The sequence below is a fragment of the Rummeliibacillus sp. JY-2-4R genome (assembly GCF_053847205.1).
The window spans coordinates 1197652-1222320 of the sequence record NZ_CM132623.1; the positions used below are offsets into that span (position 1 = coordinate 1197652).

General features: G+C 34.5%; 18 protein-coding genes and 1 other RNA gene. 17 read left to right on the forward strand and 2 right to left on the reverse strand.

Annotated elements, in window-relative coordinates:
• Window positions 1-109 precede the first annotated feature (109 nt).
• The 6 genes from dinG (at window position 110) to ACWV26_RS05635 (ending at window position 6924) form a co-directional block, all read left to right on the forward strand.
• Window positions 110-2887 carry an ATP-dependent DNA helicase DinG gene (gene dinG / locus ACWV26_RS05610; protein ID WP_455897388.1) on the forward strand — a complete coding sequence of 926 codons (2778 nt, stop codon included), beginning with the start codon at window positions 110-112 and terminating at the stop codon, window positions 2885-2887.
• Window positions 2888-2978: 91 nt separating this feature from the next.
• Window positions 2979-3461 (forward strand): cell wall elongation regulator TseB-like domain-containing protein, encoded by a 483-nt coding sequence (locus tag ACWV26_RS05615; RefSeq protein WP_455897389.1) that lies wholly within the window; start codon window positions 2979-2981, stop codon window positions 3459-3461.
• Between the two features lie 113 nt (window positions 3462-3574).
• Complete coding sequence (gene asnS / locus ACWV26_RS05620) at window positions 3575-4870, forward strand: asparagine--tRNA ligase (protein ID WP_455897390.1); 1296 nt, start codon at window positions 3575-3577, stop codon at window positions 4868-4870.
• A gap of 309 nt (window positions 4871-5179) precedes the next feature.
• Entirely contained in the window at window positions 5180-5914 is a 735-nt protein-coding gene (locus tag ACWV26_RS05625) for a DnaD domain protein (RefSeq protein ID WP_455897391.1), read from the forward strand.
• A gap of 12 nt (window positions 5915-5926) precedes the next feature.
• Complete coding sequence (gene nth / locus ACWV26_RS05630; protein ID WP_455897392.1) at window positions 5927-6586, forward strand: endonuclease III; 660 nt, start codon at window positions 5927-5929, stop codon at window positions 6584-6586.
• Complete coding sequence (locus tag ACWV26_RS05635; protein WP_455897393.1) at window positions 6583-6924, forward strand: YpoC family protein; 342 nt, start codon at window positions 6583-6585, stop codon at window positions 6922-6924. The genes nth and ACWV26_RS05635 overlap by 4 nt, the downstream gene beginning before the upstream one ends.
• A gap of 84 nt (window positions 6925-7008) precedes the next feature.
• Here the strand turns inward: ACWV26_RS05635 and ACWV26_RS05640 are convergent, their stop codons facing one another.
• Both ACWV26_RS05640 and recU read right to left on the reverse strand, forming a co-directional pair.
• The gene (locus tag ACWV26_RS05640) at window positions 7009-9696 is read right to left on the reverse strand and encodes a PBP1A family penicillin-binding protein (RefSeq protein ID WP_455897394.1); all 2688 of its coding nucleotides are present in this window, start codon (window positions 9694-9696) and stop codon (window positions 7009-7011) included.
• Window positions 9697-9732: 36 nt separating this feature from the next.
• Complete coding sequence (gene recU / locus ACWV26_RS05645) at window positions 9733-10338, reverse strand: Holliday junction resolvase RecU (protein WP_455897395.1); 606 nt, start codon at window positions 10336-10338, stop codon at window positions 9733-9735.
• Between the two features lie 173 nt (window positions 10339-10511).
• Here recU and ACWV26_RS05650 point away from each other — a divergent pair, with 173 nt between their 5' ends.
• The 11 genes from ACWV26_RS05650 to ACWV26_RS05700 all read left to right on the forward strand — a co-directional run bounded on the left by ACWV26_RS05650 (window position 10512) and on the right by ACWV26_RS05700 (window position 24666).
• The gene (locus ACWV26_RS05650; protein WP_455897396.1) at window positions 10512-10688 is read left to right on the forward strand and encodes a hypothetical protein; all 177 of its coding nucleotides are present in this window, start codon (window positions 10512-10514) and stop codon (window positions 10686-10688) included.
• A gap of 64 nt (window positions 10689-10752) precedes the next feature.
• Window positions 10753-11118, forward strand: a complete 366-nt coding sequence (locus ACWV26_RS05655; protein WP_455897397.1) for a YppE family protein — start codon at window positions 10753-10755, stop codon at window positions 11116-11118.
• Complete coding sequence (locus tag ACWV26_RS05660) at window positions 11108-13390, forward strand: DEAD/DEAH box helicase (protein WP_455897398.1); 2283 nt, start codon at window positions 11108-11110, stop codon at window positions 13388-13390. Before ACWV26_RS05655 ends, ACWV26_RS05660 begins: the two co-directional genes overlap by 11 nt.
• 2 nt (window positions 13391-13392) lie before the next feature.
• Window positions 13393-14658: a ribonuclease H-like domain-containing protein gene (locus tag ACWV26_RS05665; protein WP_455897399.1), complete on the forward strand. Its 1266-nt coding sequence runs from the start codon at window positions 13393-13395 to the stop codon at window positions 14656-14658.
• 190 nt (window positions 14659-14848) lie between these two features.
• Complete coding sequence (gene gpsB, locus ACWV26_RS05670) at window positions 14849-15175, forward strand: cell division regulator GpsB (RefSeq protein ID WP_455897400.1); 327 nt, start codon at window positions 14849-14851, stop codon at window positions 15173-15175.
• An 87-nt stretch (window positions 15176-15262) separates the two neighbouring features.
• An RNA gene (gene rnpB / locus ACWV26_RS05675) (RNase P RNA component class B) lies at window positions 15263-15648 on the forward strand.
• Complete coding sequence (locus tag ACWV26_RS05680) at window positions 15636-17471, forward strand: putative bifunctional diguanylate cyclase/phosphodiesterase (RefSeq protein ID WP_455897401.1); 1836 nt, start codon at window positions 15636-15638, stop codon at window positions 17469-17471. The genes rnpB and ACWV26_RS05680 overlap by 13 nt, the downstream gene beginning before the upstream one ends.
• Window positions 17468-18613 carry a THUMP domain-containing class I SAM-dependent RNA methyltransferase gene (locus ACWV26_RS05685; RefSeq protein WP_455897402.1) on the forward strand — a complete coding sequence of 382 codons (1146 nt, stop codon included), beginning with the start codon at window positions 17468-17470 and terminating at the stop codon, window positions 18611-18613. The genes ACWV26_RS05680 and ACWV26_RS05685 overlap by 4 nt, the downstream gene beginning before the upstream one ends.
• 154 nt (window positions 18614-18767) lie before the next feature.
• On the forward strand, window positions 18768-20666 hold the full coding sequence (locus ACWV26_RS05690; RefSeq protein WP_455897403.1) for an ATP-dependent DNA helicase: 1899 nt from the start codon (window positions 18768-18770) through the stop codon (window positions 20664-20666).
• A 360-nt stretch (window positions 20667-21026) separates the two neighbouring features.
• Window positions 21027-23819 (forward strand): response regulator, encoded by a 2793-nt coding sequence (locus ACWV26_RS05695; protein ID WP_455897404.1) that lies wholly within the window; start codon window positions 21027-21029, stop codon window positions 23817-23819.
• Window positions 23820-23832: 13 nt separating this feature from the next.
• A complete protein-coding gene (locus tag ACWV26_RS05700; RefSeq protein WP_455897405.1) occupies window positions 23833-24666 on the forward strand; it encodes a CheR family methyltransferase in 834 nt (277 codons plus the stop codon).
• Window positions 24667-24669: the final 3 nt, after the last annotated feature.

Genomic DNA, 24669 nt, shown 5'->3' on the forward strand with positions numbered 1-24669 from the left:
ACCTCCGTAACCTATAACAAAAAAGTTCCTTTCACTTAACTAGGGGCTATTCTGTTAGAAATATGATAAAATCTTCAATATACCATGTACGGAAAGTTGTGAAGAATAAATGGAAAGTAAAACTTACGCCATTGTCGATTTAGAAACAACGGGTCATTCCTCACAACAAGGAGACCGCATTATCCAAATCGCCATTGTCTTGATGAAAGATTGGGAAATTCTATCAAAATACACTTCCTTTGTAAATCCTGGTCAAAAAATTCCACACTTCATTCAAGACTTAACACATATTTCAGATAGAGATGTAGCAAATGCTCCTACTTTTGAAGAGCAAGCTTGGAAAATTTATGAACTGTTACAGGATACAATATTTGTTGCACATAATACGGATTTTGATTTGCCGTTTTTACAAGCGGAGTTTAAACGGGCAGGTTTACCTAAATGGTTCGGAAAACAAATGGATACAGTAGAATTATCGAAAATTCTTTTTCCGACTGCCTATAGTTTTAAACTACAAGATATCACGATGGAACTTGGAATTAGTTTAACGCATGCGCATCGTGCGGATGATGATGCACTTGCGACTGCTTATTTACTAAAAGCTTGTTGGGAAAAACTTTTAACATTACCGCTTTTAACGATCGAGCAACTTCATCAAAGGTCGTTCCAATTAAAATCAAATTTATCTCAGCTTTTTTTAGATGCAATTCATTTAAAAAGAAGACGATCATCTAATGATGATGGCTTTTTATTTTATCGAAATATCGCAATAAAAAAACTGATTGAATCGAGTAAATTAGAAAATGAAAAGGTTAATTATCCTTCTACATTCCAGGAAAAAGAAAATCTTTTTAGAGAAGCATTTGATACTTTTGAAGTTCGTCCTGACCAATTTAAAATGATGGATGCTATTTGGCAAGCACTCGTTACGAAGGAAGAAATAATGACTGAGGCTTCAACTGGTATAGGAAAAACGTTAGCCTATCTATTGCCATCTATCATATTTGCCAAAAAGAATCACTGCACAGTCGGTATTAGTACGTATACTTCACACTTGTTAGATCAATTGATACAAGAAGAGCTCCCAAAGGCAGAGGCAATTTTAAAAACAAAGGTTTCTGCAACAATCGTAAAGGGCATGGAACATTATATTGATATTGACCGTTTTTGTGACCTTCTTCAAGTTAATGAGGATTCTTATGATGAGAACTTTACAAAGATGCAAATGATAGTTTGGCTACAAGATACTGTAACTGGAGATTTAGGAGAAGTAACTTTATCTGGTGGAGGACAGTATTTTGTTGATAAAATTCGTCGTACAAATACAACTTCTAAAACGCATCACAAGAATGCTTATGACTTCTATCTGCAAGCATTATCTAATTGTCAAGACGCAGATATAGTTATAACGAATCATTCTATGGTATTGGCTGATTTAACCAGAGAAAATCCTGTTTTAGAACATATCGAAGGTTGGATATTAGACGAAGGTCATCAATTTTTGCAAGCTGCGACAATACGTGATGAGAAAATATTTTCATATACACAATGGAAACATCTATTTGGTCAAATTGGATCCACTGAAACCTATAAAATAGAGCATCCATTTTTCAAATGCTTACAAAATGAGAGGAAAATTCCTTTCCGACAATTAACAGCATTAGAAACTCAGTTTCGAGATATGATTAAATTATTTGATCGTGCGATTGATTATTTAATTCATCAACTATCTTTAATAAAAATAAAAAATCGCCAACATAAACAAAATATTTTACTTTCAACTGTTGAATTATCGCAACCTTTTAGTATTGAAGTTAGTCGTAAATTAATGCACTGGCTAAATCTTGCAGAATCTATTACAACTACGTATTTGCGATATCCTGATGATTTATCAATCAAGCAACAAGCAAGTTTAGCTGATTGGCAATATCAGCTTCGTGAGCTTAAAATACGCGCTGCTGAATGGGAATCAATTTTTATTCAACAGCAGGAAAATGATACGTCGTGGATTGAGATAGATACGAGAAGCATGCCGGGAAGTCTTCATATTTATAAAAGACCTGTTAGGGTAGAGGATGCCATTTCAGATGTTCTGCATGCATTCAGAGAACGTGTAGGGATTATTTGGGCTTCTGGAACTTTAACTGTACCAAATGATAAACGTTTTATCGCTCACCAACTGGGACTATCAAATAATGTACCGCTATATCAGTTCCAAGCACCAAAATCTTATTATGATGGTGCTAGTGTGTATATAGTGGAAGACATGCCTGATATACAAAAGGTGACGCAATCAGACTATATTGAAGCAGTCGCAGATGCGATTGTTCAAACTGTATTGGCAACAGAGGGACGTTGTTTTGTTCTTTTTACTGCACAAGATATGCTCCGTAAAACAGTAGAGTTAATACAAGAAACAGGTACACTAGAGGACTATATGTTATTTGCTCAAGGTATGTCTTCAGGTAGTAGAATGCGTTTATTAAAAATGTTTCAGAAATTTGATCATTCTGTATTGTTTGGGACCAACAGTTTTTGGGAAGGGGTAGATGTGCCTGGGGATGCACTTTCTGCTGTTATCGTTGTAAGATTGCCGTTTACTTCACCAGAAGAGCCTTTCTTTAAGGCAAAAGCACAACAAATGACAAATAAAGGAATCAATTCATTCTATAAGCTATCGTTGCCAGAAGCAATCTTACGTTTTAAGCAAGGATTTGGACGATTGATTCGATCATCTCATGATAAAGGTGTATTCATAATTCTTGATCGCCGAATTGAAACAAAATCATATGGAATAGAATTTATCAACGCATTACCAGACATCCCAATAAAAAAAGTCTCACTAGAACATATGGTCTTTGAATTAGAAGATTGGTATAATAATTAAAAGCGGAGGCGGCTCGTAAAAAGGAAAATAGCCTAAGTTAGACACATCCTTTGGGCCTTCAAACGGGATAAATGAAACATAAGGTGATATAATGAAAAACTGGATAAAGTTCTTTTCAATATTTTTACTAATCTTGTCAGTATCACTAATCGCTTTAGTTAGTTGGAAATCGTATTCACCATTCCATGGAACAGAAAAGACTGCAAAAGCAGCAGTATTAACCAAACAGCAACTAAAAAAGGTTACAGATACTTACGTTTATAATGGTAAAACAAGCTATGTAACGGTGATTGGTACAGACAGTAAGGGCAATGAAAAAGCTATATTTGTGCCACAAGATAATAAGAAGGAAAAACCAACTGAAATTTTAATCAAAAAGGGAATTTCTAAAAAAGAAGCAGTTTCTATAGCATCAAAAAATGGTGATGTAAAGAAAATTCTACATACAAAACTAGGTATAGAAAAACCAGGTGTCGTATGGGAAATTACTTATCTTAATAAACAAGATAAACTCAATTATGTATATATCATGTTCGATGATGGGCGATGGTGGAAGCGTATTTTGAATTTATAAGCTTACAAATAACAGTTGTCGATTTAATAAGCTCTTAGAAATCTTATTGAAAAGTAATTTAAATACACATGATTAGGAGAGTCCTAATTAATGTTTGTAATATGGAGGATAATATGAAAAAAATTACAATTCAAGACATGCCAAAACATGTTGGTGAAACTGTAAAAATTGGTGCTTGGCTAGCAAATAAACGTTCTAGTGGGAAAATTGCATTTTTGCAACTACGTGATGGTTCTGGATTTGTACAAGGTGTAGTTGTAAAAGCGGATGTTTCTGAAGAAACTTTTGCTACTGCAAAATCCATTCACCAAGAAACTTCTCTATACATAGTTGGGGAAGTAACAGAGGATACACGCTCATCTTTTGGTTATGAACTTCAAGTAAAAGAAATTGAAGTCATTTCTGAAGCTCATGATTATCCAATTACTCCAAAAGAACATGGTGTAGAATTTTTAATGGATCATCGTCATTTATGGTTGCGTTCTAAAAAACAACATGCCAACATGATTGTCCGTAACGAAATAATTCGTGCAACTTACGAATTCTTTAACAATAATGGATTTAAAAAAGTAGATCCACCAATTTTAACTGGCTCTGCTCCTGAAGGGACTTCAGAATTATTCCATACAAAGTACTTTGATCAAGATGCCTACTTATCTCAATCTGGTCAACTTTATATGGAAGCAGCAGCTATGGCCCTTGGAAAAGTATTCTCATTTGGTCCAACTTTCCGAGCAGAAAAATCTAAAACAAGACGCCATTTAATTGAATTCTGGATGATTGAACCAGAAATGGCTTTCGTTTCACATGATGAATCACTTGAAGTTCAAGAACAATATGTGTCATACATTGTCCAATCTGTTCTTGAAAATTGCAAATTGGAATTGGAAGTGCTTGGTCGAGATACATCAAAACTTGAAAAAGTACAAGCTCCATTCCCTCGTATTTCTTATGATGATGCAATCGATTTATTGCATGAAAAAGGCTTTGATGATATTAAATGGGGCGATGATTTTGGTGCACCTCATGAAACAGCAATTGCTGAACATTTTGACAAGCCAGTATTCATTACATGTTACCCAATAGGAATCAAACCATTCTACATGCAACCACATCCAGATCGTGATGATGTTGTTTTATGCGCAGATTTAATTGCTCCTGAAGGTTATGGGGAAATAATCGGCGGTTCTGAACGTATTTGGGATTATGACTTAATGAAACAACGTATTGCTGAATATGGTCTTGATGAAGAAGCATATGCATGGTATCTTGACCTTCGAAAATATGGCTCAGTACCTCACTCAGGCTTTGGGCTAGGACTAGAACGTACAGTTGCATGGATTACAGGTGCAGAACACGTACGTGAAACAATCCCATTCCCTCGCTTATTAAACCGTATTTACCCATAAAAGCGGAACGCGCCCTTTAAGCCCCGACAAGCGCTGGAGAGCCCGACTCAAAAGCGTCTTTTCAGCTTTTGACCAAGGGATCGAAGCGACCTCGAGAGGCTGGCGCGTGGAGCTGGATAATGTTAAAAGCGTAGGTGGCTCGAACACGAAGGAAGATACCGAAAGTATTGTTTTAAATTATTAAGGGCTTATAAATCCTTTTTGTGAAACATCACTAAATTAGTCAAATATATAAAATAACATATTTAAAGCACAAGAAAAACCGCATTAGCGATTCTTCTTGTGCAATTTATTATAAAGGGGAGTTCGATGATGAATGATGCTGAGCGGCTCCAAACTTGGATTGAGCGGGGAAGTGTAAATATTTCTCAGCTTTTTTTTCAGTTTTATAAGGAGTTACAAATTTCAGACACTGAAGCCATGCTAATTATGCATTTGAATGCTTTTCATGAAGAAGGTAATGAATTCCCGACACCTATTAATATTGCTGAGCGTATGAGTATGACCCAAGATATGATTTCTTCAGGGATGCAACGCCTGATGCAAAAAGGCTTACTGGAAATACATCAAAAACTAGATGAAAATGGAGTACTATACGAAGTCATGACCTTAATGCCTTTGTGGAATAGACTCTTGGATTGTGCAGTTAAGAAACATGAAAAAAATAAAAACGATACAACAAAATTAAAAGAGGGACAGTTATTTCAGTTATTTGAGCAAGAATTTGGACGTTTCTTATCACCAATGGAAACGGAAATGATTTCGATGTGGCTAGATCAAGACCGACATTCACCTGAGGTAATTCGCAAAGCATTAATGGAAGCGGTTTTATCACAAAAACTTAGTTTACGTTATATAGACAGAATTCTTTTTGAATGGAAAAAGAATAACGTGAAGACACCAGAAGATGCTGAAAAACTATCAAAAAACTTTCGTAAAGAAACGTTTCAAAAACATAGCAACCAAAAAGAAAAAAATTCGGAAGAACAAACTCCACCATCGAGTAACGTTCCTTTTTATAACTGGTTAGATCGCAAAAAATAGAGGGGGATTGTAATGTTAACGATAAAGCAATGGGAATATTGTTTAGATAAAATGGAAGAAATGTTCCCAGATGCACACTGTGAGCTAGTACATGACAATCCATTTGAACTGACAATTGCTACATTGCTTTCAGCTCAATGTACAGATGCATTAGTTAACAAAGTGACGGCTACACTATTTAAAAAGTATAAAAAGCCAGAAGATTATTTGTCTGTTCCACTACCAGAACTCGAACAAGATATTCGTTCTATTGGGCTGTTTCGAAGTAAAGCCAAAAATATTCAAAAATTATGTGTGAGACTATTAGATGAATATAATGGAGTTATACCAGATTCACGAGAAGAATTAGTAACCTTGCCTGGTGTCGGTAGAAAAACAGCAAACGTTGTTCTTTCTGTTGCTTTTGGACAACCAGCACTTGCTGTTGACACACATGTTGAGCGTGTTACGAAGAGATTAGGGTTATGTAAGTGGAAGGATAGTGTATTAGAAGTAGAACAAACTGTCATGAGAAAAACACCAATGGAAAAGTGGTCGAAAACGCACCATCAGCTCATATTTTTTGGACGTTATCATTGCAAGGCACAAAATCCAAATTGCAACGAATGTCCTTTATTTGACCTTTGTCGTGAAGGGCAAAAAAGAGCAAAGAAAGGTCTTGTGAAGAGATGATTGAATGCAACAAAAAAGCCGTATCAAAAGAGAACGTAGATCATTGGATTGAGGAGTGGGAAACACTACGACAAACCATTCATCAATCACATACTTCAAGAGATGGCAGAGCAAAAGAAATTATGCTATTGGCTATTAAGCTGTATGAATCATTTATTTTAAGTGCTTCAGATCAACAAACATTGGATGAAAATGAGCAATATGAAATTTTACCAATCAATGCAATAGAAAGGTTAACATTTATCAAAGCACGGCCAGGTCAATATGCTTGCTATCGACAATTAGACGAACTATTTATTGAAACGAAAAAAAGATGTGCAAGATTACGTTTAAAATAAATCATTAAATTGGTAAAATAAAAAGATGCTCGGTATTTACATACCGAGCATCTTTTTATTTATTTCTACCAATTATATCAATTCTTATTCATTTGGATTAGTTGGTGGATTATCATTCGGACCGTTTGGCTTGTCTTTACCGTTTGGTTTTTCTTTATTTTTCTCATTACCATTACCATTACCATTGTTGTTCCCGTTACTATTGCCGCTATTGTCATTATTATTTACATTCCCATTTTCATCATAGGAAGGTAGAGTAGGTTCGGTTGGCGTGTTTTGATCTTGTTGATTTTCCGGGCTATTTTGGTCCGTATTTGTATTATCTTGGTTTTGATTATCCCCCTGATTATTCTGATCTTGTGTTTGGTCAGGAGTAGTTGGTGTTTCTGTCTGATCTGGACTATTTACATCAGGTTCAGGCGTTGATGCTTGTATTTGAATTGTAGTAGTAGCTGGACTACTTGTTTGACCTCCAGCTTCAGCCACAACAGAGAATACATAGGTACTACCATCTTTTGCACCATTATACGTAAATGAATTTGAAGAAGCAGTTCCTAAATCTTGTGAACCACCACCGTCGACAGCTACAGATACTTTAAATTTTGCTGCTTGATCACTATTTGCATCATGCGACCAAGACAATTGAATTGAATTAGAATTTTCATCGTAAGAGGCTGTTAGTCCAGATGGTGCACTTAATTCTGTCTTCTCTGGTTTCTTTTCAACTGGTTGTTTTACAACGGGTTGTTGGCCTTTTACATATAATTCGCCACCTACTCGAACAACTGAACTTGGTTGTTTAAAATCAGGTGTTTGTGTATTTGCAGAGATTTGAGCCATAACGGTTCTAAATAATTGTTGAGGTAGAACACGTTCAGCACTTGTTGTAATTGGGTTTCTGTAATCTGCATAGCCACTCCAAACTGCTATAGAGTATTTTGAAGTATATCCAGCAAACCATGAATCAGGTACAGATGATTCTGGAAGTCCCCAACTTGCAAATTGGTCGGAACTATAGTTTGTAGTCCCAGTTTTACCAGCAATATCTAGTCCAGGAATTCCTGCTGCAGTACCAGATGCGCCGTATTTAGAACTTACAACATCACGTAACATGTCAGTTACCATATAAGCAGTGTAATCGCTCATTGCTGGTACTGGATCTGGTGTATATGATTTAGATGTTTGACCATCACGATATACTATTTTCTTAACAGCATGTGGTTTTGTATAAATCCCATTATTACCAAATGCAGCATATGCTCCAGCAAGTTCAATTGGTGTCATGCTTACTTGACCGCCGCCAATTGCATCGGCTTCTTGAACATTATCAGCTTTAATACCTAAATTTTTAACGAAAGACTTAGCTTTATCAGGGCCAACTTCTTTAAATGTTTTAATGGCCGGTATATTACGTGAATTATATAATGCTTGTCGAATTGTAATCGTACCTTTGTATTGATGGTCAAAGTTATTTATTTGTTGGTTTGTTCCAGTGTAAGTCATTGGTTCATCAACAATTGTTTGACCTGTAGACCATTTAAGATTTTCAATTGCTGGGCCGTAATCCATTAATGGTTTCATTGTTGATCCTGGTTGACGTTTCGTTAATGCTTCTGCGTAGTTAAATCCACGTTCTGGACCATAATTACGTCCACCGCCAACTGCAACAATTGCACCTGTTTGTGTATCGATAACAGAAAGACCAGTTTGAATATCTTTTGTTGGGAAATTCGCTTCATTATTCAATGTTTTTTCAACGATTTTTTGAGCTGAAGTATCTAAAGTTGTATATACATTTACACCATCATCTAATGCTTTTGAATCACCGTTTTCATCTAATTCTTTTAATACAACATCGATAAATGCATCGTATTTTGAAGCAGTAGCTGTTTTTCGTTTACTTTCAGGAAGAAGTCCTTTTGCGATATCTACTTTTTTAGCAGCTTCCATTTGTGCTTTTGTTATTTTTTTATGTTGATACATTAAGCCTAAAACAATATCACGGCGTTTTTTTGCACGATCTGGATTTTTAAAAGGATTGTATGCGTTTGGTGCTTGTGGCATACCGGCTAAAACTGCTTGTTCATCTAGGGTTAAATCCTTTAAATCTTTACCATAGAAGTATTTTGCGGCAGTACCAAAGCCATAAATTCTACCGGACATTAATACTTTATTAAAGTACATTTCAAAAATTTCTTCTTTAGAATATTCACGTTCAAGTTGAATTGCTAAATATGCTTCTTGCGCTTTCCGTTTTATCGTTTTCCCATTATTTAAAAATGAGTTCTTTATTACTTGTTGGGTTAAAGTACTACCACCTTGTGCGCCAAAGCCAAAACGTAAGTTAGCTAACACTGCGCCTCCTAAGCGAACAAAGTCAATACCATGATGTTGGAAGAAACGAGAGTCTTCTGTTGCGATAATTGCATCGCGCATGCTCGCAGGGATGTCTTCATAAGCGACATGTTCCCTTTGTTCATTACCCATTGTATAGAAGACTTTTCCATTATCATCATAAAATTTGGTTGATACTGGGTCTTTTAATAATGATTCATCTAACTTTGGTGCTTGTGCAGCATAAAATGCAAAAACGGAAGCACCTATAACAAACATCGCTATACCCAATGCTAGTACCGCAATGATTATTTTCTTAATCAAAGATTTAGGTCCTCTAGGTTCTTTAGGTCCTTTTCCTTTTTTCTTTGTATGTCTTTTTCTCTGTTGTTCTTCTAGTTGTTTTCGTTGTTTTCTCGAATTTATTTGTTGATCCACAACAGTTTCCCCACTTTCTAGATAACTACGATCAAGTTATGGTAGCAATTGTGTGATTGCTTTTAAATAATCTAATCTTGGAACATAGCCAGTCTGTATTTCTATTGCTTGTCCCTCGAATTCACTTAACGGTATCGACTTTCTTCCACCATTTAACATTCGTTCCCATGCAAACAGCAGCATTTCTAAAGGTACTACAAAATAGCGATTTAAGGAAGAGAAACGTACAATTAAAAAACAAATTCCTTTCTGCTTAGCAGAAGATTCCATATGAGCGACTTGGTGTGGATGGACATTTTTTAAAGGGAAAGATGTTTTATTTTCTGTTTCCTTCGCATCGAAATCGATATAGTGCCCATTAAAAACACCGTTGTAATCTGTGGTTGATGGTGTTCTGAAGTATGCTTCACGGATTACAGCAGCACTTCTTGATGGGTACTCTACTTTGACGATTTGAATGGGAACAGGTTTCTTATGAATAACTGCAATGTCTCTTGCAAGATAATATTCATTTGTTTCATCAATTTCTTCTTCTAAAGTTTTTCCTCGATTACTATAAGATAAATCTTTCTTTTTAGTAATAGTAGGATCAGTTTTGGAAGTAGGATTATATTTTTTCCCATTTGGATAACGAATTGCCATTTTAACACCTCATCTGCATACTATAATACCACAAATTTATGTAGTTATTTGATGAGAAATTTATGCGAATAAATTAAGAAATTATACTTTTATCGTCGAATTGCCACTTGTTTTGTCCTCTTCAAAGGATTTGTTATTTCCACCTTGAAAAGGTATAGCAGGGGGCGATGATAATGCGAAAAATTCATAAGCTAATTACTTTAATTGAAATGGTGGAAAATCTTTTACAGAACAGAGTAAACCATGAAGAAGAAATGTATAGCAAAACACTTGAAAAGAATATTTCAGATGTAGCAGACCGCCTTGATTTAATGGAAGAACAGAAAGAATATTTGTTCGCTTTAAAGTAGTGAAATTAATTCTTTTTTGATACACTAAAAGAAAGTCAACAAACTAAAACTGGAGGTGTGTACTATGTTACTAAATTTAACAGAAGAATTACTTCTGGAAAGCAAAGCATGTTGGCAACGATTTCTGAAAACGCGTGAAAACGACACATCTCCAGATTTTTTTAAAGATGTGAAGCCACATGCTGATTTTGTTCATTCTAAATTAGTAGCTTGGCAACAAGAAGTAGAAGCTTTTATTGATCTAAACAAGCCAAAATATATGCATAAAACGCAAGTTCGCAATGCAGTGGATGCAATGGACCAATTTGTAGTGCAATCATTTTATCAAAAGACGAGTAAAAAACGACTGTACCAATCCATTCAATCTGTTTTATATACTTTAGAAACATTGCAACGTATTTTACAAAAGGATGAGTCAAATGTTGAGTAAAAAGAAAACAATTAAAGAACTACTAGAAGAATGGCAATCTAACCCTGAAATGCAAGACAGGGTAGAGTACGTGCATACAATTCCAGCTCAGCCACCTAAATTAGTAGATTTTCCAAAAAACTTGCATCCTTCTCTTGTTAATGCTTTGCATAAAAGAGGTATTAGTCAACTCTATTCCCATCAAAGAGAAGCGTTTGAATATGCTACAAGTGGTCAATCATTTACTGCGGTAACGCCGACTGCTTCAGGTAAATCTCTTTGTTATCATCTACCAGTGTTGCAATCTATAATGGAAAATAGAGCTTCAAGAGCTTTATATTTGTTTCCTACGAAAGCACTTGCCCAAGATCAAAAAAGCGATTTGAATAATTTAATAGAAGATAGTGGAGAAGAAATTTTAAGTTATACATATGATGGAGATACTTCACCGGGTATCAGGCAAAAAGTTCGCAAAGCCGGTCATATTGTGATGACCAATCCAGATATGCTTCATTCAGGAATTCTTCCACATCATACAAAATGGGTTTCATTATTTGAAAATTTACAGTATATTGTTGTGGATGAATTGCATACGTATAAAGGGGTCTTTGGTTCACATGTTGCACATGTACTTAGACGTCTTATTCGTATTTGTCATTTTTATGGAAGTAATCCTGTTTTCATCTGTACTTCAGCTACGATTAAAAACCCAAAAGAACTAGCTGATAATCTAACTAATACGAAACACCATCTGATAACAAAAAACGGAGCACCTACTGGGAAGAAAACATTCCTATTTTATAACCCACCAATCATTCATCCAACATTTGGTGTTCGAAGAAGTGCCGTATTAGAAGTACGAGACTTAGCTAGAGAATTGTATAATGCGAATATTCAAACCATTATATTTGCTAAAAGTAGAGTACGTGTAGAAATGCTTGTAACATACATGAAATCACTTACTTCAAAAAAACTCCAAGATGAAACGATAAGAGGATATCGAGGTGGTTATTTACCATCTGAACGGCGTGTCATTGAAAAAGGTTTAAGAGAAGGTACGATTTCCTGTGTCGTTTCAACAAACGCATTAGAATTAGGCGTTGATATTGGTCAGTTACAAGCATGTATTATGACAGGTTACCCAGGTAATATTGCAAGTGCTTGGCAGCAGGCAGGACGAGCAGGTAGAAGACAAGATGATGCTTTAATTATCTATGTAGCGCAGTCCACAGCATTAGACCAATACATTATCAAACATCCACAGTATTTATTCGAAAGTTCGCCTGAAGAAGCAAGAGTATATCCTGATAATATGTTAATTCTTATGGACCATTTAAAATGTGCAGCATTTGAATTACCATTTGGTGTAGATGATACGTATGCGGAATTTGAAGTCCAAGATTTTTTAGAATATTTACAAGAGGAAAGTGTATTGTTAAAAACATCAGATAAATGGCATTGGATGAGTGATAGTTTTCCTGCACACGATATTAGCCTAAGATCTGCTTCACAAGAGAATGTTGTCATTATTGATCAATCCATTAAAGCAGCTACGAAAGTCATTGGAGAAATGGATCGTTATAGTGCACTAACTTTACTTCATGAAGAAGCAATCTATTTACATCAGGGCACACAATTTCAAGTTGAAAAACTTGATTGGGAAGAAAAAAAGGCCTATGTAAGAGAAGTAGATGTGGATTATTTTACTGATGCAAATCTTGCAGTAGAGCTGAAAGTTATAAGCGAAGACAAAAACAGAAAAATTGGACACGCTGAAGTTGCATTCGGTGATATTATGACGTTAGCTACTGCAACTATTTTCAAGAAAATAAGATTTGGCACACATGATAATATCGGAAGTGGTCCAATTAGTTTACCACCAGAAGAACTCCATACAAGCGGTACATGGTTATCATTTGACCAACCAGAACAATGGAAGGAAGATGACTTAACAAGTGCAATGACAGGAGTTGCCTATGCGATGAATAGTTTTATCCCATTGTTTATTCAAAGTGACCGTAATGATGTACATGTTGTTCCGCAAGTGAAGGCAACTCATTCAGAAAAGCCTACCTTTTTTGTATATGACAGATATCCAGGAGGCATCGGCTTAAGTGAACGAGTTTATGATATATGGGAGGAATTATTACAACATGTATATGAACATGTTGCTAGTTGCCCATGTCAAAATGGATGTCCCTCATGTATAGGAGCACAAGATTTAATTGGAGATGGAAAAAAACAAGTACTACACTTTTTGAAAACTATTTTATTAGTAGAGTTGGATGAATAAAAATGTCATATGAAAATAAAATTCTTCAAATGAAGAAAATGCTCAAAAAAGCACCGAAAGCTGAAAAAGAACAAAAAAAAGCATTTAAGAAACCAGAAGTACCTGCTTATACAAAGAGATGGGAAGAAGCTGGATTAAAAGCGATTTATAACGACTTTGGTACCGTGTTTTTGCTAGAAAAGCATTATAAGGTTGAGTATCAGCATGGGAATTTTCAATTAGGGGAACTTTATGATGCATTTAAATTATGGAAAGATACTAAAATAGAGCATCCTATTGCACTGACGAATGCAGACAACTTGGTGTTTTATGATACTGAAACTACAGGGTTAAAAGGTGTCGGGACACAAATTTTCTTAAATGGTATTTTAGAAGAAGATTCAGATGGCTTTGTTTTAAAGCAATATGTTCTAGCAGACCCAAGTAATGAAGTGGCGTTTCTATTTGAATCAAAACTTTGGCAAGGGCTTAAAACAGTTGTGACCTATAATGGAAAAAGTTTCGATTGGCCTCAATTACAAACACGCTTTACATTACACAAAAATGATTTACCAAAGCTTCCAGAACAAAAGCAAATTGATTTGTTGCATGGGTCAAAACGAATTTGGAAAAATGACCTATCTCGTATGAAGTTGTCACAAGTAGAAGAGGAGAAGCTAGGATTTCATCGTATAGGAGATATTCCAGGCTATCTTGCCCCAATTATTTACCTAGACGCAGTAAAAAGCGGTGATCCACAAACCCTCTTGAAAGTTCTTGAGCATAATGAATATGACCTGCTTTCTTTGATTACGCTTTATATTCAGGCTACAAAGCTACTTTGCGATGATGTAAAAGAGGAATCTGCTATTACCATGACGAATATTGGTAAATGGTATGGTGATTTATCTAATATTGTAAAAAGCGGAATGCTATTAGAACAGGTGACACGTCAATTTACTAGAGGCGAATCAGGATATGCGCATTATCATTTAGCATTTCAGCAAAAAAAACAACAAGATTTCGAACAAGCTTATTTATCTTTTGCAAAAGCATTACCCTATATTGAAGAGCGACATCAAATAATCACATATGTAGAACTAGCAAAAATAGATGAACATCGACATAAAAACTATAATCAGGCGATTTATTATACAAAAAAAGCATATCAGTTAATACAAGATAGTTTCCTATGGGATGTAGAACATAAACAAAAGAAAATAAAAGAATTAGATAAAAGAATAAATCGTAATGAAAAGAAGCTTTATCCTGCACTAACCAAGCAGTAGAACTGGAATTGCTAGGCTTAGAAAACCCGAAGAAGAACAAGTGGAGAAAACTGCCCTTAAAATCTCGATTGTAGTTTCACTTTATTGCTTGGGAAATTGCGAAAATAATTTTGCTAATCAATGTATGTACTCACTTTTAAAAAGGTTATATGTGCTATAATTAGTAGACCTACGTTTATATGGAAGGAAGATGAATATGGACATTAAATTAACAGCAAAAGCGATATTAGATAAAGATTTTAAAACTGGAATTAGAGGCTATAGCCAAGATGAAGTAGATCAATTTCTAGATCTTATCATTCAAGACTATGAATCTTTTGAAAAGGCCTTAGCAAAAAAACAAGAAGAAATAGAATTATTAAAAAGTGAGCTAAAAGCTGCACAATCTCAAGCACCATCTCGTGAAGGTAAACGTCAAGTGCCAACTTCAGCTTATCCAAATAACACAAATTTTGATATCTTAAAAAGAATTGCTAATTTGGAAAAACATGTGTTTGGCGATAAACTATACGATTAATTTATGCTTTTGACTTCTTTTTAGTAAATCAATGCAAAACCCTTGAAAAATAAAAATGTTAGATATATAATATTTAAGTCATCATAAAAGAACGAGTAATCGCTGCAACGCTTGACGTTGTTGAGGAAAGTCCATGCTCGCACGGCTCTGAGATGACCGTAGTGTTCGTGCTTAGCGAATAAATAAGCTAAGGCAGTCTAATGACTGACGGCGGGAGGAAAACCTAAGTCCTTTTGGATATGGTTGAAACTCTCTGAAAGTGCCACAGTGACGAAGCTGTTATGGAAACATAACAGGTGGAACGAGGTAAACCCCACGAGTGAGCAACCCAAATTATGGTAGGGGCGTTCTCCTGAAGGAATCAAATGGATGGAGAGACGAAAGCTTTTAACTTTCGTAGATAGATGATTACTACCCAGTTGTACAAGGCGTGAGCCGTTATAGTACTAGGGCACAAAACATGGCTTACAGTCTTTTAATGATGCTTAATACGAATAGTCAGGCTCTCCAGCAAATGGAGAGCTTTTCTTTTAGGAATATGGTGACTTGTATGCCGACAAATGAAATTGATAAAGTGATGATAACTCCAGCTAATATTATCAAGAATAGCGAATACATATTACCTAAAATCATGAATGCTATTTCTGAAGGGGTCATGATTACTGATATACATAGTAATATAGTAAATGTAAATACAGCGTTTGAATTTGTTACAGGTTATAAAAAAGAGGAAGTAATTGGTGAAAGACCAGATATTTTACAATCAGGTGTCCATGGGAAAGTTTTTTATAGCGAGATGTGGAAAGAATTAAAACAAAATGGAGAATGGCAAGGGCAAATTTGGAATAGAAGAAAAACAGGCGATATTTATCCAGAATGGCTTAAAATTATGGAGATTCAAGATCTACAAAAGCATGTTATTGGATATTGTGGAGTCTTTTCTGACTTATCTGATGAGAAAACAATAGAAAGTGAACTTAAGAGAAGGTCAATGACAGATTCTCTTACAGGAGTTTCTAATCGTTTTGCCTACAATGAGCGCATGACGGTTTTACTCAATGCTTCTAAAAATCATAATTATCAGCATGCCATCCTGTTTTTAGATTTAGATCGATTTAAACAAATAAACGATACATTGGGCCATTCTATTGGAGATGAGCTGTTAGTTCAATTTGTCAAGAGAATACAGACATTACTAAAAAACAAAGATATTGTTGCCCGATATGGTGGAGATGAATTTGTTATTACATTCACTGATATTCATCATCCAAAAGAAGCTGTCCATTTAGGGCATAAGATTATCCATCTTCTAGAAGAACCTTTCATCATTAATAATCAACAGATATTTTGTACATCAAGTATAGGGATTAGTATTTATCCGATTGACGGAGATGAAACTGAACCATTACTTAACAAAGCCAATAAGGCAATGTATTTTGCAAAAGAAAATGGTAAAAATCAATGCATATTTTATTTTGATGAATTACAGACAGATGCAAAACGCATATTGCTTTTAGATAGCGAACTTCGTCAAGCAATTGAGCATAAAAGCTTTGACTTACATTATCAACCCAAAATAGATTTGAAAAAAAAGCAAATTATTGGCGTAGAGGCATTAGTTCGATGGAACAGTGAAAAACTTGGATTTGTTTCGCCAGCTGAATTTATTCCCTATGCAGAAGAGACTGGTTTAATCATTCCTATTAGTGAATGCATTGTTGAACGGGCATGCCAAGATGCACATAATCTAGCAAAATTGGGGATTGAAAATCTACCAATTGCAATCAATATTTCCAGTATTCATTTTCATCAGCACAACTTCATTCAATCAGTCGAACAAATACTTGTGAAAAATAATATACCTGCGCGTCTTTTTGAATTAGAACTAACAGAACGAACCATAATGGATAATGAGAGAGAAACCATTCGTAAATTAGTAAAACTTAAACAAATGGGTTTTAAACTTTCGGTAGATGATTTTGGTACGGGATATTCTTCACTTAGTTATTTAGTGCAATTCCCATTAGACTATTTGAAAATCGATCAAACTTTTATTCATGATTTGTGCTCTTATAAAGACAAACAAGCTATTGTCGATGCCATAATTCAAATGGCACATCGATTACAATTAAAAGTAATTGCCGAAGGTGTTGAACAACAAGAGCAAGTTCAATTGCTCAATAAAATGGGGTGTGATATGATTCAAGGATATTATTATTCTAAACCTCACAAGTTAGACGAATTAATAGAATTTATAGAATTTTGGGCGTTAGAGATAGAAGGGAAGAAAGTATGACAAAATTTCAATTAGTAGCAACAGCAGCGATGGGACTTGAATCTATTGTAGCTGATGAACTAAAGGCATTAGGCTATACTACTCAAACAGATAACGGTAAAGTATACTTTGTTGGTGATGAAAGAGATATTGCCAAGACAAATTTATGGTTACGTGTTGCAGATCGAGTTAAAATTGTAGCAGGAAAATTTCCTGCTAAAACGTTTGAGCAATTATTCGAAGGAGTAAAAGCAATCGAATGGGAAAAATATTTACCAGTTGATGCAGAATTTCCTGTTAGTGGTAAATCAGTGAAATCAAAATTATTCAGTGTACCGGATTGCCAGGCAATTACGAAAAAAGCAATTGTCGAACGGATGAAATTTCATTATAAACGACTTGGTTTTTTAGAAGAAACAGGTCCGAAATATAAAATTGAAGTTTCCATTTTAAAAGATGAAGTAACGTTAACTATCGATACAAGTGGTGCAGGCTTGCATAAACGTGGGTATCGTTTAGAGCAAGGGGAGGCGCCTTTAAAAGAAACATTAGCTGCTGCATTAGTGTATATTTCGAAATGGCATCCTAATCGTCCATTTGCAGACCCATTTTGCGGTTCTGGTACTATTTGCTTAGAAGCAGCTATGATTGGACAAAATATAGCACCCGGCTATAATCGTGATTTCATTAGTGAAACTTGGCCATGGATGAAGCAAAAAGTTTGGGATGAAGTACGTATGGAAGCTGAAAACTTAGCAAATTATGATCAACCATTGCAAATTTTCGGCTCAGATATTGACCACCGTATGGTTGAAATCGCTACAAATAATGCGCGCGAAGCTGGTTTTGCAGATTTAATTTCTTTTAAACAAATGCAAGTATTAGACTTTACAACAAGCCTTACAGATGGTGTTATGGTTGGTAACCCACCATATGGTGAACGTATTGGTGATAAAGAAGTGCTTAAAGAGATGATTCGGAATATGGGGAGAATGATGAGTAAATATCCTACATGGTCTGTTTACATGCTTTCTTCTATGGAAAATTTCGAAGAACTTTATGGTAAAAAAGCAACAAAAAAACGTAAACTATTTAACGGATTTATCAAAACCGATTATTATCAATTTTGGGGTAAACGCACACCAAAAGGAAATCAATCATAAAAGTTGAAAATAAATTACTAAAGAGAGCGTCAAAATCATATTTTATTATGAAATGAACTTGCGCTACTATTTTAGATTTCATTTTTTCGAATATGAATTTGACGGGAGGGGGTCACCCCTTCCGTTTCGTTGTCATCCGAGAGGGGAATTTTGAATGAGACAATCAATACCATTTGCATTATCTAAGGACAAATCTTTCTTTGATTCATTGGGAGACTGGATTGGTGACATTTTATATGATGAACTGCCTGAAAAAGGATTAGAATGCCGTGATGAGCAAATTTTCATGGCATATCAAATTGAAAAAGTATTACGTGAAAAATCGGTGCTTTTTGCTGAAGCCGGAGTAGGTACAGGGAAAACAATCGCTTATTTACTTCCTTCGATTGCATATGCTCGTTATACTGGGAAGCCAGCGTTAATTGCTTGTGCAGATGAAACATTAATCGATCAGCTCGTTAAAGAGGGCGGCGATATATATAAATTACAACAATATTTAAATTTAAATATTGATGTTCGCTTAGCAAAATCCCGTGATCAATATTTGTGTTTAAAACGCTACGAAGAAGCAGAGAAATTTGCTGATGGTGCATTCTTAGATGATATAGCAGAAACAATTCCAGAAGGTGTATTTGGACAAGGACAACTAGGGTTGTATGGACAACATAGTGACTATCCGAATATTAGTGATGAAGAATGGAATATGGTTAATTACAACTCTATTCAGCAATGCTCTGTTTGTGATTTACGTAATAGATGTGGACAAACTCTTCACAGAGCGCATTATCGTAAGTCAACAGATCTCATCATCTGTTCGCAAGATTTCTTAATGGAAAATATTGCAACAAAAGAATCGCGAGAACGTGAAGGACAATTACCTTTGCTTCCTGAAGTATCTATGATTGTATTAGATGAAGGGCATTTGTTAGAATACGCTGCTCAAAAAGCGATGACATATAAAGTCCAAGATTATACTATTGTACAGCTAATCGATCGCTTAATGGTCGATGGTTTACGTGAAAAAACATTATATACAATGGAAAAACTACAGGACGGACATGAACTATTTTTTGACCAATTACGTGATGATGTGATTGAGTCCGATGAGGATCGTAAACGCATAAAAAAATCTCCTACTTTACTTAAATTAGGTCAAAAAGTTATTGATACAGTTGAAACCTTATTAGAGGAGTTCGTTTTTGAATCAGAACTTTATGTGATACCGGAATATGAACTACGTATGGCAGAAGAATTTCTTGAACAGTATGAAGCAGCAATGCGCATTTTCGTTGCAAAAGGTGACGCAGTTGACTGGTTAGAAGAAACAGATGGAGAAGAAACGCTCGTTATCATGCCACGATTGATAACAGAGGTATTAGAAGAGAAAGTATTCTCAAAAAAAATACCGTATATCTTTTCATCAGCGACTTTATCGATTAATAAGGACTTTAGCTATATCGCTGGAAGTTTGGGTATTAAAGACTATCAATCCTTTTCTGTTGCTTCACCATTTGAATATGATGAAGTTATGCAAATTTTATTACATCATTTAAAACAAGAAGAAAAAGTAAAAAGAGTAGAAAAACTAATTGAAGAAGAAAAACAAACATTGATCCTCTTTAAATCGAAACAAGCAATGAATCAATTTAAAGGTCAATTGGACGAACGTTTATTAACTAATATAGGTTTTGAAGGTGATCGAGAACTTTCATCAATTGTTCGAGATTTCCAAGATGGAAAATTACAAGTTTTATGTTCTTATCATTTATGGGAAGGGTTAGATTTACCTGAAGAAGCATTGACACGTGTCATTATTTTCGATTTACCATTTCCTCCACACGATCCGTTGTTTGATGCAAAACGTTCATTTTCTAACAATCCTTTCGAAGATGTTGATCTACCATTTATGTTACTACGCTTACAACAAGGAATGGGTCGATTAATACGAACATCAAATGATTATGGTGATATACACCTATTATTAAATGATCAGGAAGCAAAATATAAAGATCAAATTTCACCGATTTTTGCTGTAGAAGCAAAAGAAGTGTAAATGTAAAAAGTGAAATTCTCTTAAAGGGCAACCACTGAAATTTTCCTATATTTCAGTGGTTGCCTTTCTTTTTAACTGTTTAAAGTGATGGTTTTATACTATTCCTATGGGATTTATCCTCTATTAGACATAGTGACAATTGTATCAATTTATAAAACTTGAATTGATTATAATGCATCCCGTAAAGCACAATCTATTACTAAATGGTAATATTATATATATTCCAAAATTCATTAATAATCAATTTAAATAAATAAAAAATTCAAAAGAATTTAATTGAATTTTTATTGGAAATTACAAGTACATCTAGGCTACATAATTAATACTAGTAGTTTATATAAAATGTAAAGGAATGGTTTAATGAGTTACAAAAAGAGACAAATAATAGGTTTCAGCATAATTGTAATATGTGTACTTACACTAGTATTTACAATGCTTATTAATCTAAATACTTTAAATAAGAATATGAACGAAATCGTTGAAGATAGGTACGATAAAGTCAGACTGGTGTTAGATATTCGTCAATTATTTTTAGAATCTGATCGTGAAATTTTGTACTCATCTCAAGAAGAAAATCAAGATAAGGTTGAGAGCAGTATTAAATTACTTCAAGAAAATCATCAATCTATTTCTAAACGAATATCAGAATTGAAATCGAAAATAAATACAAGTAAAGGTAAAAAATTATTACAACAACTGGAGGACGGTTATCGAAACTATTCAGATATAGAATCACAAATCACAAAAGAGATTGCAAATACTGATGAAAACCAAAATAATCTGCAATTTTTAATGAATCAACAGTCAAAACAACGTAAAAATGTATTGGCAACGTTAAGTGATTTCAAAACCTTTCAAGAAGGTATTATGAACAATACGATGATGAGCTCTAAACAAACGTATGATAGCATGGTGAAATTTACTGTCATCCTTAGTCTTTTTAGTATTACTTTAATTATCCTTATTCTTCTTTGGATGATTCGAAGTATATCTAAAAACTTACTTAATATAGTGAACGTGATCAAAACTATTAATTATAAAGATTTAACTGAATTACCAAGGATTAATATTTGTACAAAAGATGAAATTGGAGAAATTGCAAATAGTTTTAATGAAATGGCTGCTTCGCTCGAAAACTATAATCGTAACGAAAAAGCATTAAATCAAAAAATGAGTGATCAAAACTGGGTACAAACTAGACTTGCTGATATGGCAATGATGTATCAACGTATCGATCATTCCAAACAACTCGCAGAACGTGTCATTACCAAACTAGTCCCAATGGTAGGAGCTTCACTTGGTGCATATTATATTCGAACTGGTTCAAGTAATGATATACGGTTTGTTAAATTGGCTGAATATGCGGGAAATGAAGATGAAATTGGAAGATTAGAATTTCGTATGGGAGAAGGATTGATTGGGCAGTGCGCGAATGAAAAAAAATCATTAATGATTACAAATATTCCTGATGACTACCGACTCATTACAACAGGCTTAGGAGAAACCAAACCAAAAAGTATACTAATTACTCCGGTTGTGTTTGAGGATGAGGTCGTAGCAGTAATAGAAATTGCCAGCTTTGAAACGTTTACACATCTTCAACAACTTTTTGTAAAACGTGCAATGGAAACACTTGGCATTACAGTAAATAATGTTCTAGGACGAATGGAAATTGAACGACTTTTAAAAGAATCCCAAGCACAAACCGAGGAGTTACAAGTACAATCAGAAGAACTTCAAGCACAATCAGAAGAATTACAGACCCAAGCTGAAGAGCTACGAATCATCAATGAGCAACTTTCAGAAAGAACCTTAGAAGCAGAAGAAAAGTCAAGACAGTTAGAAATAACACAAAAAGATTTAGAGGAGCAAGCAATAGAATTGAAACAAAGCTCTAAATATAAATCAGAATTCTTGGCGAATATGTCACATGAACTAAGAACACCACTAAATAGTATTTTAATATTATCAGAGATGCTACAAGACCCAGACGATAAGAGCACACCAGAGGAAAGACAAGAATTTGCCCGCATTATTCGATCTTCAGGGCAAGATTTACTAAGCTTGATTAACAATGTCTTAGATTTATCAAAAGTAGAAGTGGGTAAACTTGTAGTTGAGTTTGATCAAATGAATATGAGTGAAATTCCTGAGATGATTCATCGAAACTTTGATCATGTTGCAAAAAATAAAGGGATTGATTTTATTGTAGAAAAAGAAAATGATATTCCTGATATCTTATTTACCGATGAGCTTCGCTTCCAACAAATCTTAAAGAATTTATTATCAAATGCTTTCAAATTTACAGATCATGGCTCTGTGACGATGAATATTAAGAGAACAAATAAGGAACTTATTCGAGAATGGGTAAATCCAGATTTAGCCGATACATGGATTGAAATAGGTATTACAGACACTGGAATAGGCATTCCAAAAGATAAACAACAATTGATTTTCGAAGCGTTCCAACAAGCAGATGGCGCAACAATTAGAAAATACGGAGGCACAGGTCTTGGCCTATCAATCAGTCGAGAATTTGCAAAACTTTTAGGTGGTTGGATAATTGTTGAGAGTGAGGAAGGAAAAGGTAGTACGTTTACCTTATTTTTACCGGATTTACCAAATGGCATAAATGTAGAAAAAGATATGGTTAATTGTGAAATGATCGCTGCCACAATTGAAGAATGCCCTGAGAAAATGAGTAATCAGAACGAGGAAACAAAACAAATAGAAGTACCCCAAACTCAAAACAACATGAACAACCTTTCTAATAAAACCATTCTTATAGTTGATGATGATCATCGTAATATATTTGCACTGAAAAAAGTATTAGAATCTGAAGGCATGGAGATTATTTCAGCAGAAAACGGATTTGAATGTTTAGATATCTTACAAGATGAGAACGAGATTGATGCTGTGATGATTGATATTATGATGCCTGGTATGGATGGATATGAAACGATGCAACATATCCGTAAAATGGAACAATATAAAGAAATGCCTATCATTGCCCTGACTGCAAAGGCAATGAAAGGGGACAGAGCAAAATGCTTAAAAGCAGGAGCATCTGATTATATTAGTAAACCATTAAAAGTAGATCAACTATTATCAGTTCTTCGTGTATGGCTTACAAAAAAGGAAACAAAAAAATAAGTGAGGAACAATAATGAAAGACTTATTAACCCAAGAAGAAAGAGAAGATATTGAAGTAGATTTATTATTACGTGCAGTTTACAGTGTTTCAGGATTTGATTTTCAAAACTATATGCGTTCCTCCATTAAAAGGAGAATTCAATATCGAACCAGAATCGAAAAAGTGAGTTCGATTAGCGTCTTAATTGAAAAGGTTCTTTATGAAAAGGGATTTGTTGAAAAGTTAATCAATGATTTTTCCATTCAAGTAACTGAAATGTTCAGAGATCCTGAGTTTTTTCTCACTTTTCGTTCTAAGGTTGTCCCAATCCTAAAGGAATTACCAGAAATACGCATTTGGCATGCTGGTTGTTCAACAGGAGAAGAAGCTTTTTCAATGGCCATATTGCTAAAAGAAGAAGGTCTTTATGAACGAACTAATATTTATGCAACTGATATTAATGAAAATGTTTTAAAACAAGCAGAAAAGGGAATTTTACCTTTAAATCATATGCAAGCTTATACAAAAAATTATTTACAATCAGGTGGTAAACAAGAATTTTCTGAATACTACACCACGGATTATGAGAATGCATATTTAAACCCTGATTTGCTAAAAAATATCGTTTTCTTTCAACATAATTTAGTTACAGATAGTTCGTTTAATGAATTCCATGTTGTCATATGTAGAAATGTAATGATTTATTTTACAAGTCCATTACAAAATAGTGTAAATCAATTATTTTATGATAGTCTATGTCATCAAGGAATACTAGGTATTGGAAGTAAAGAAACATTACGTTCTACTCCTTTTTCAACTAAATATGAAGTGATTGAATGCAAACAAAATATATATAGAAAATTATAGAAT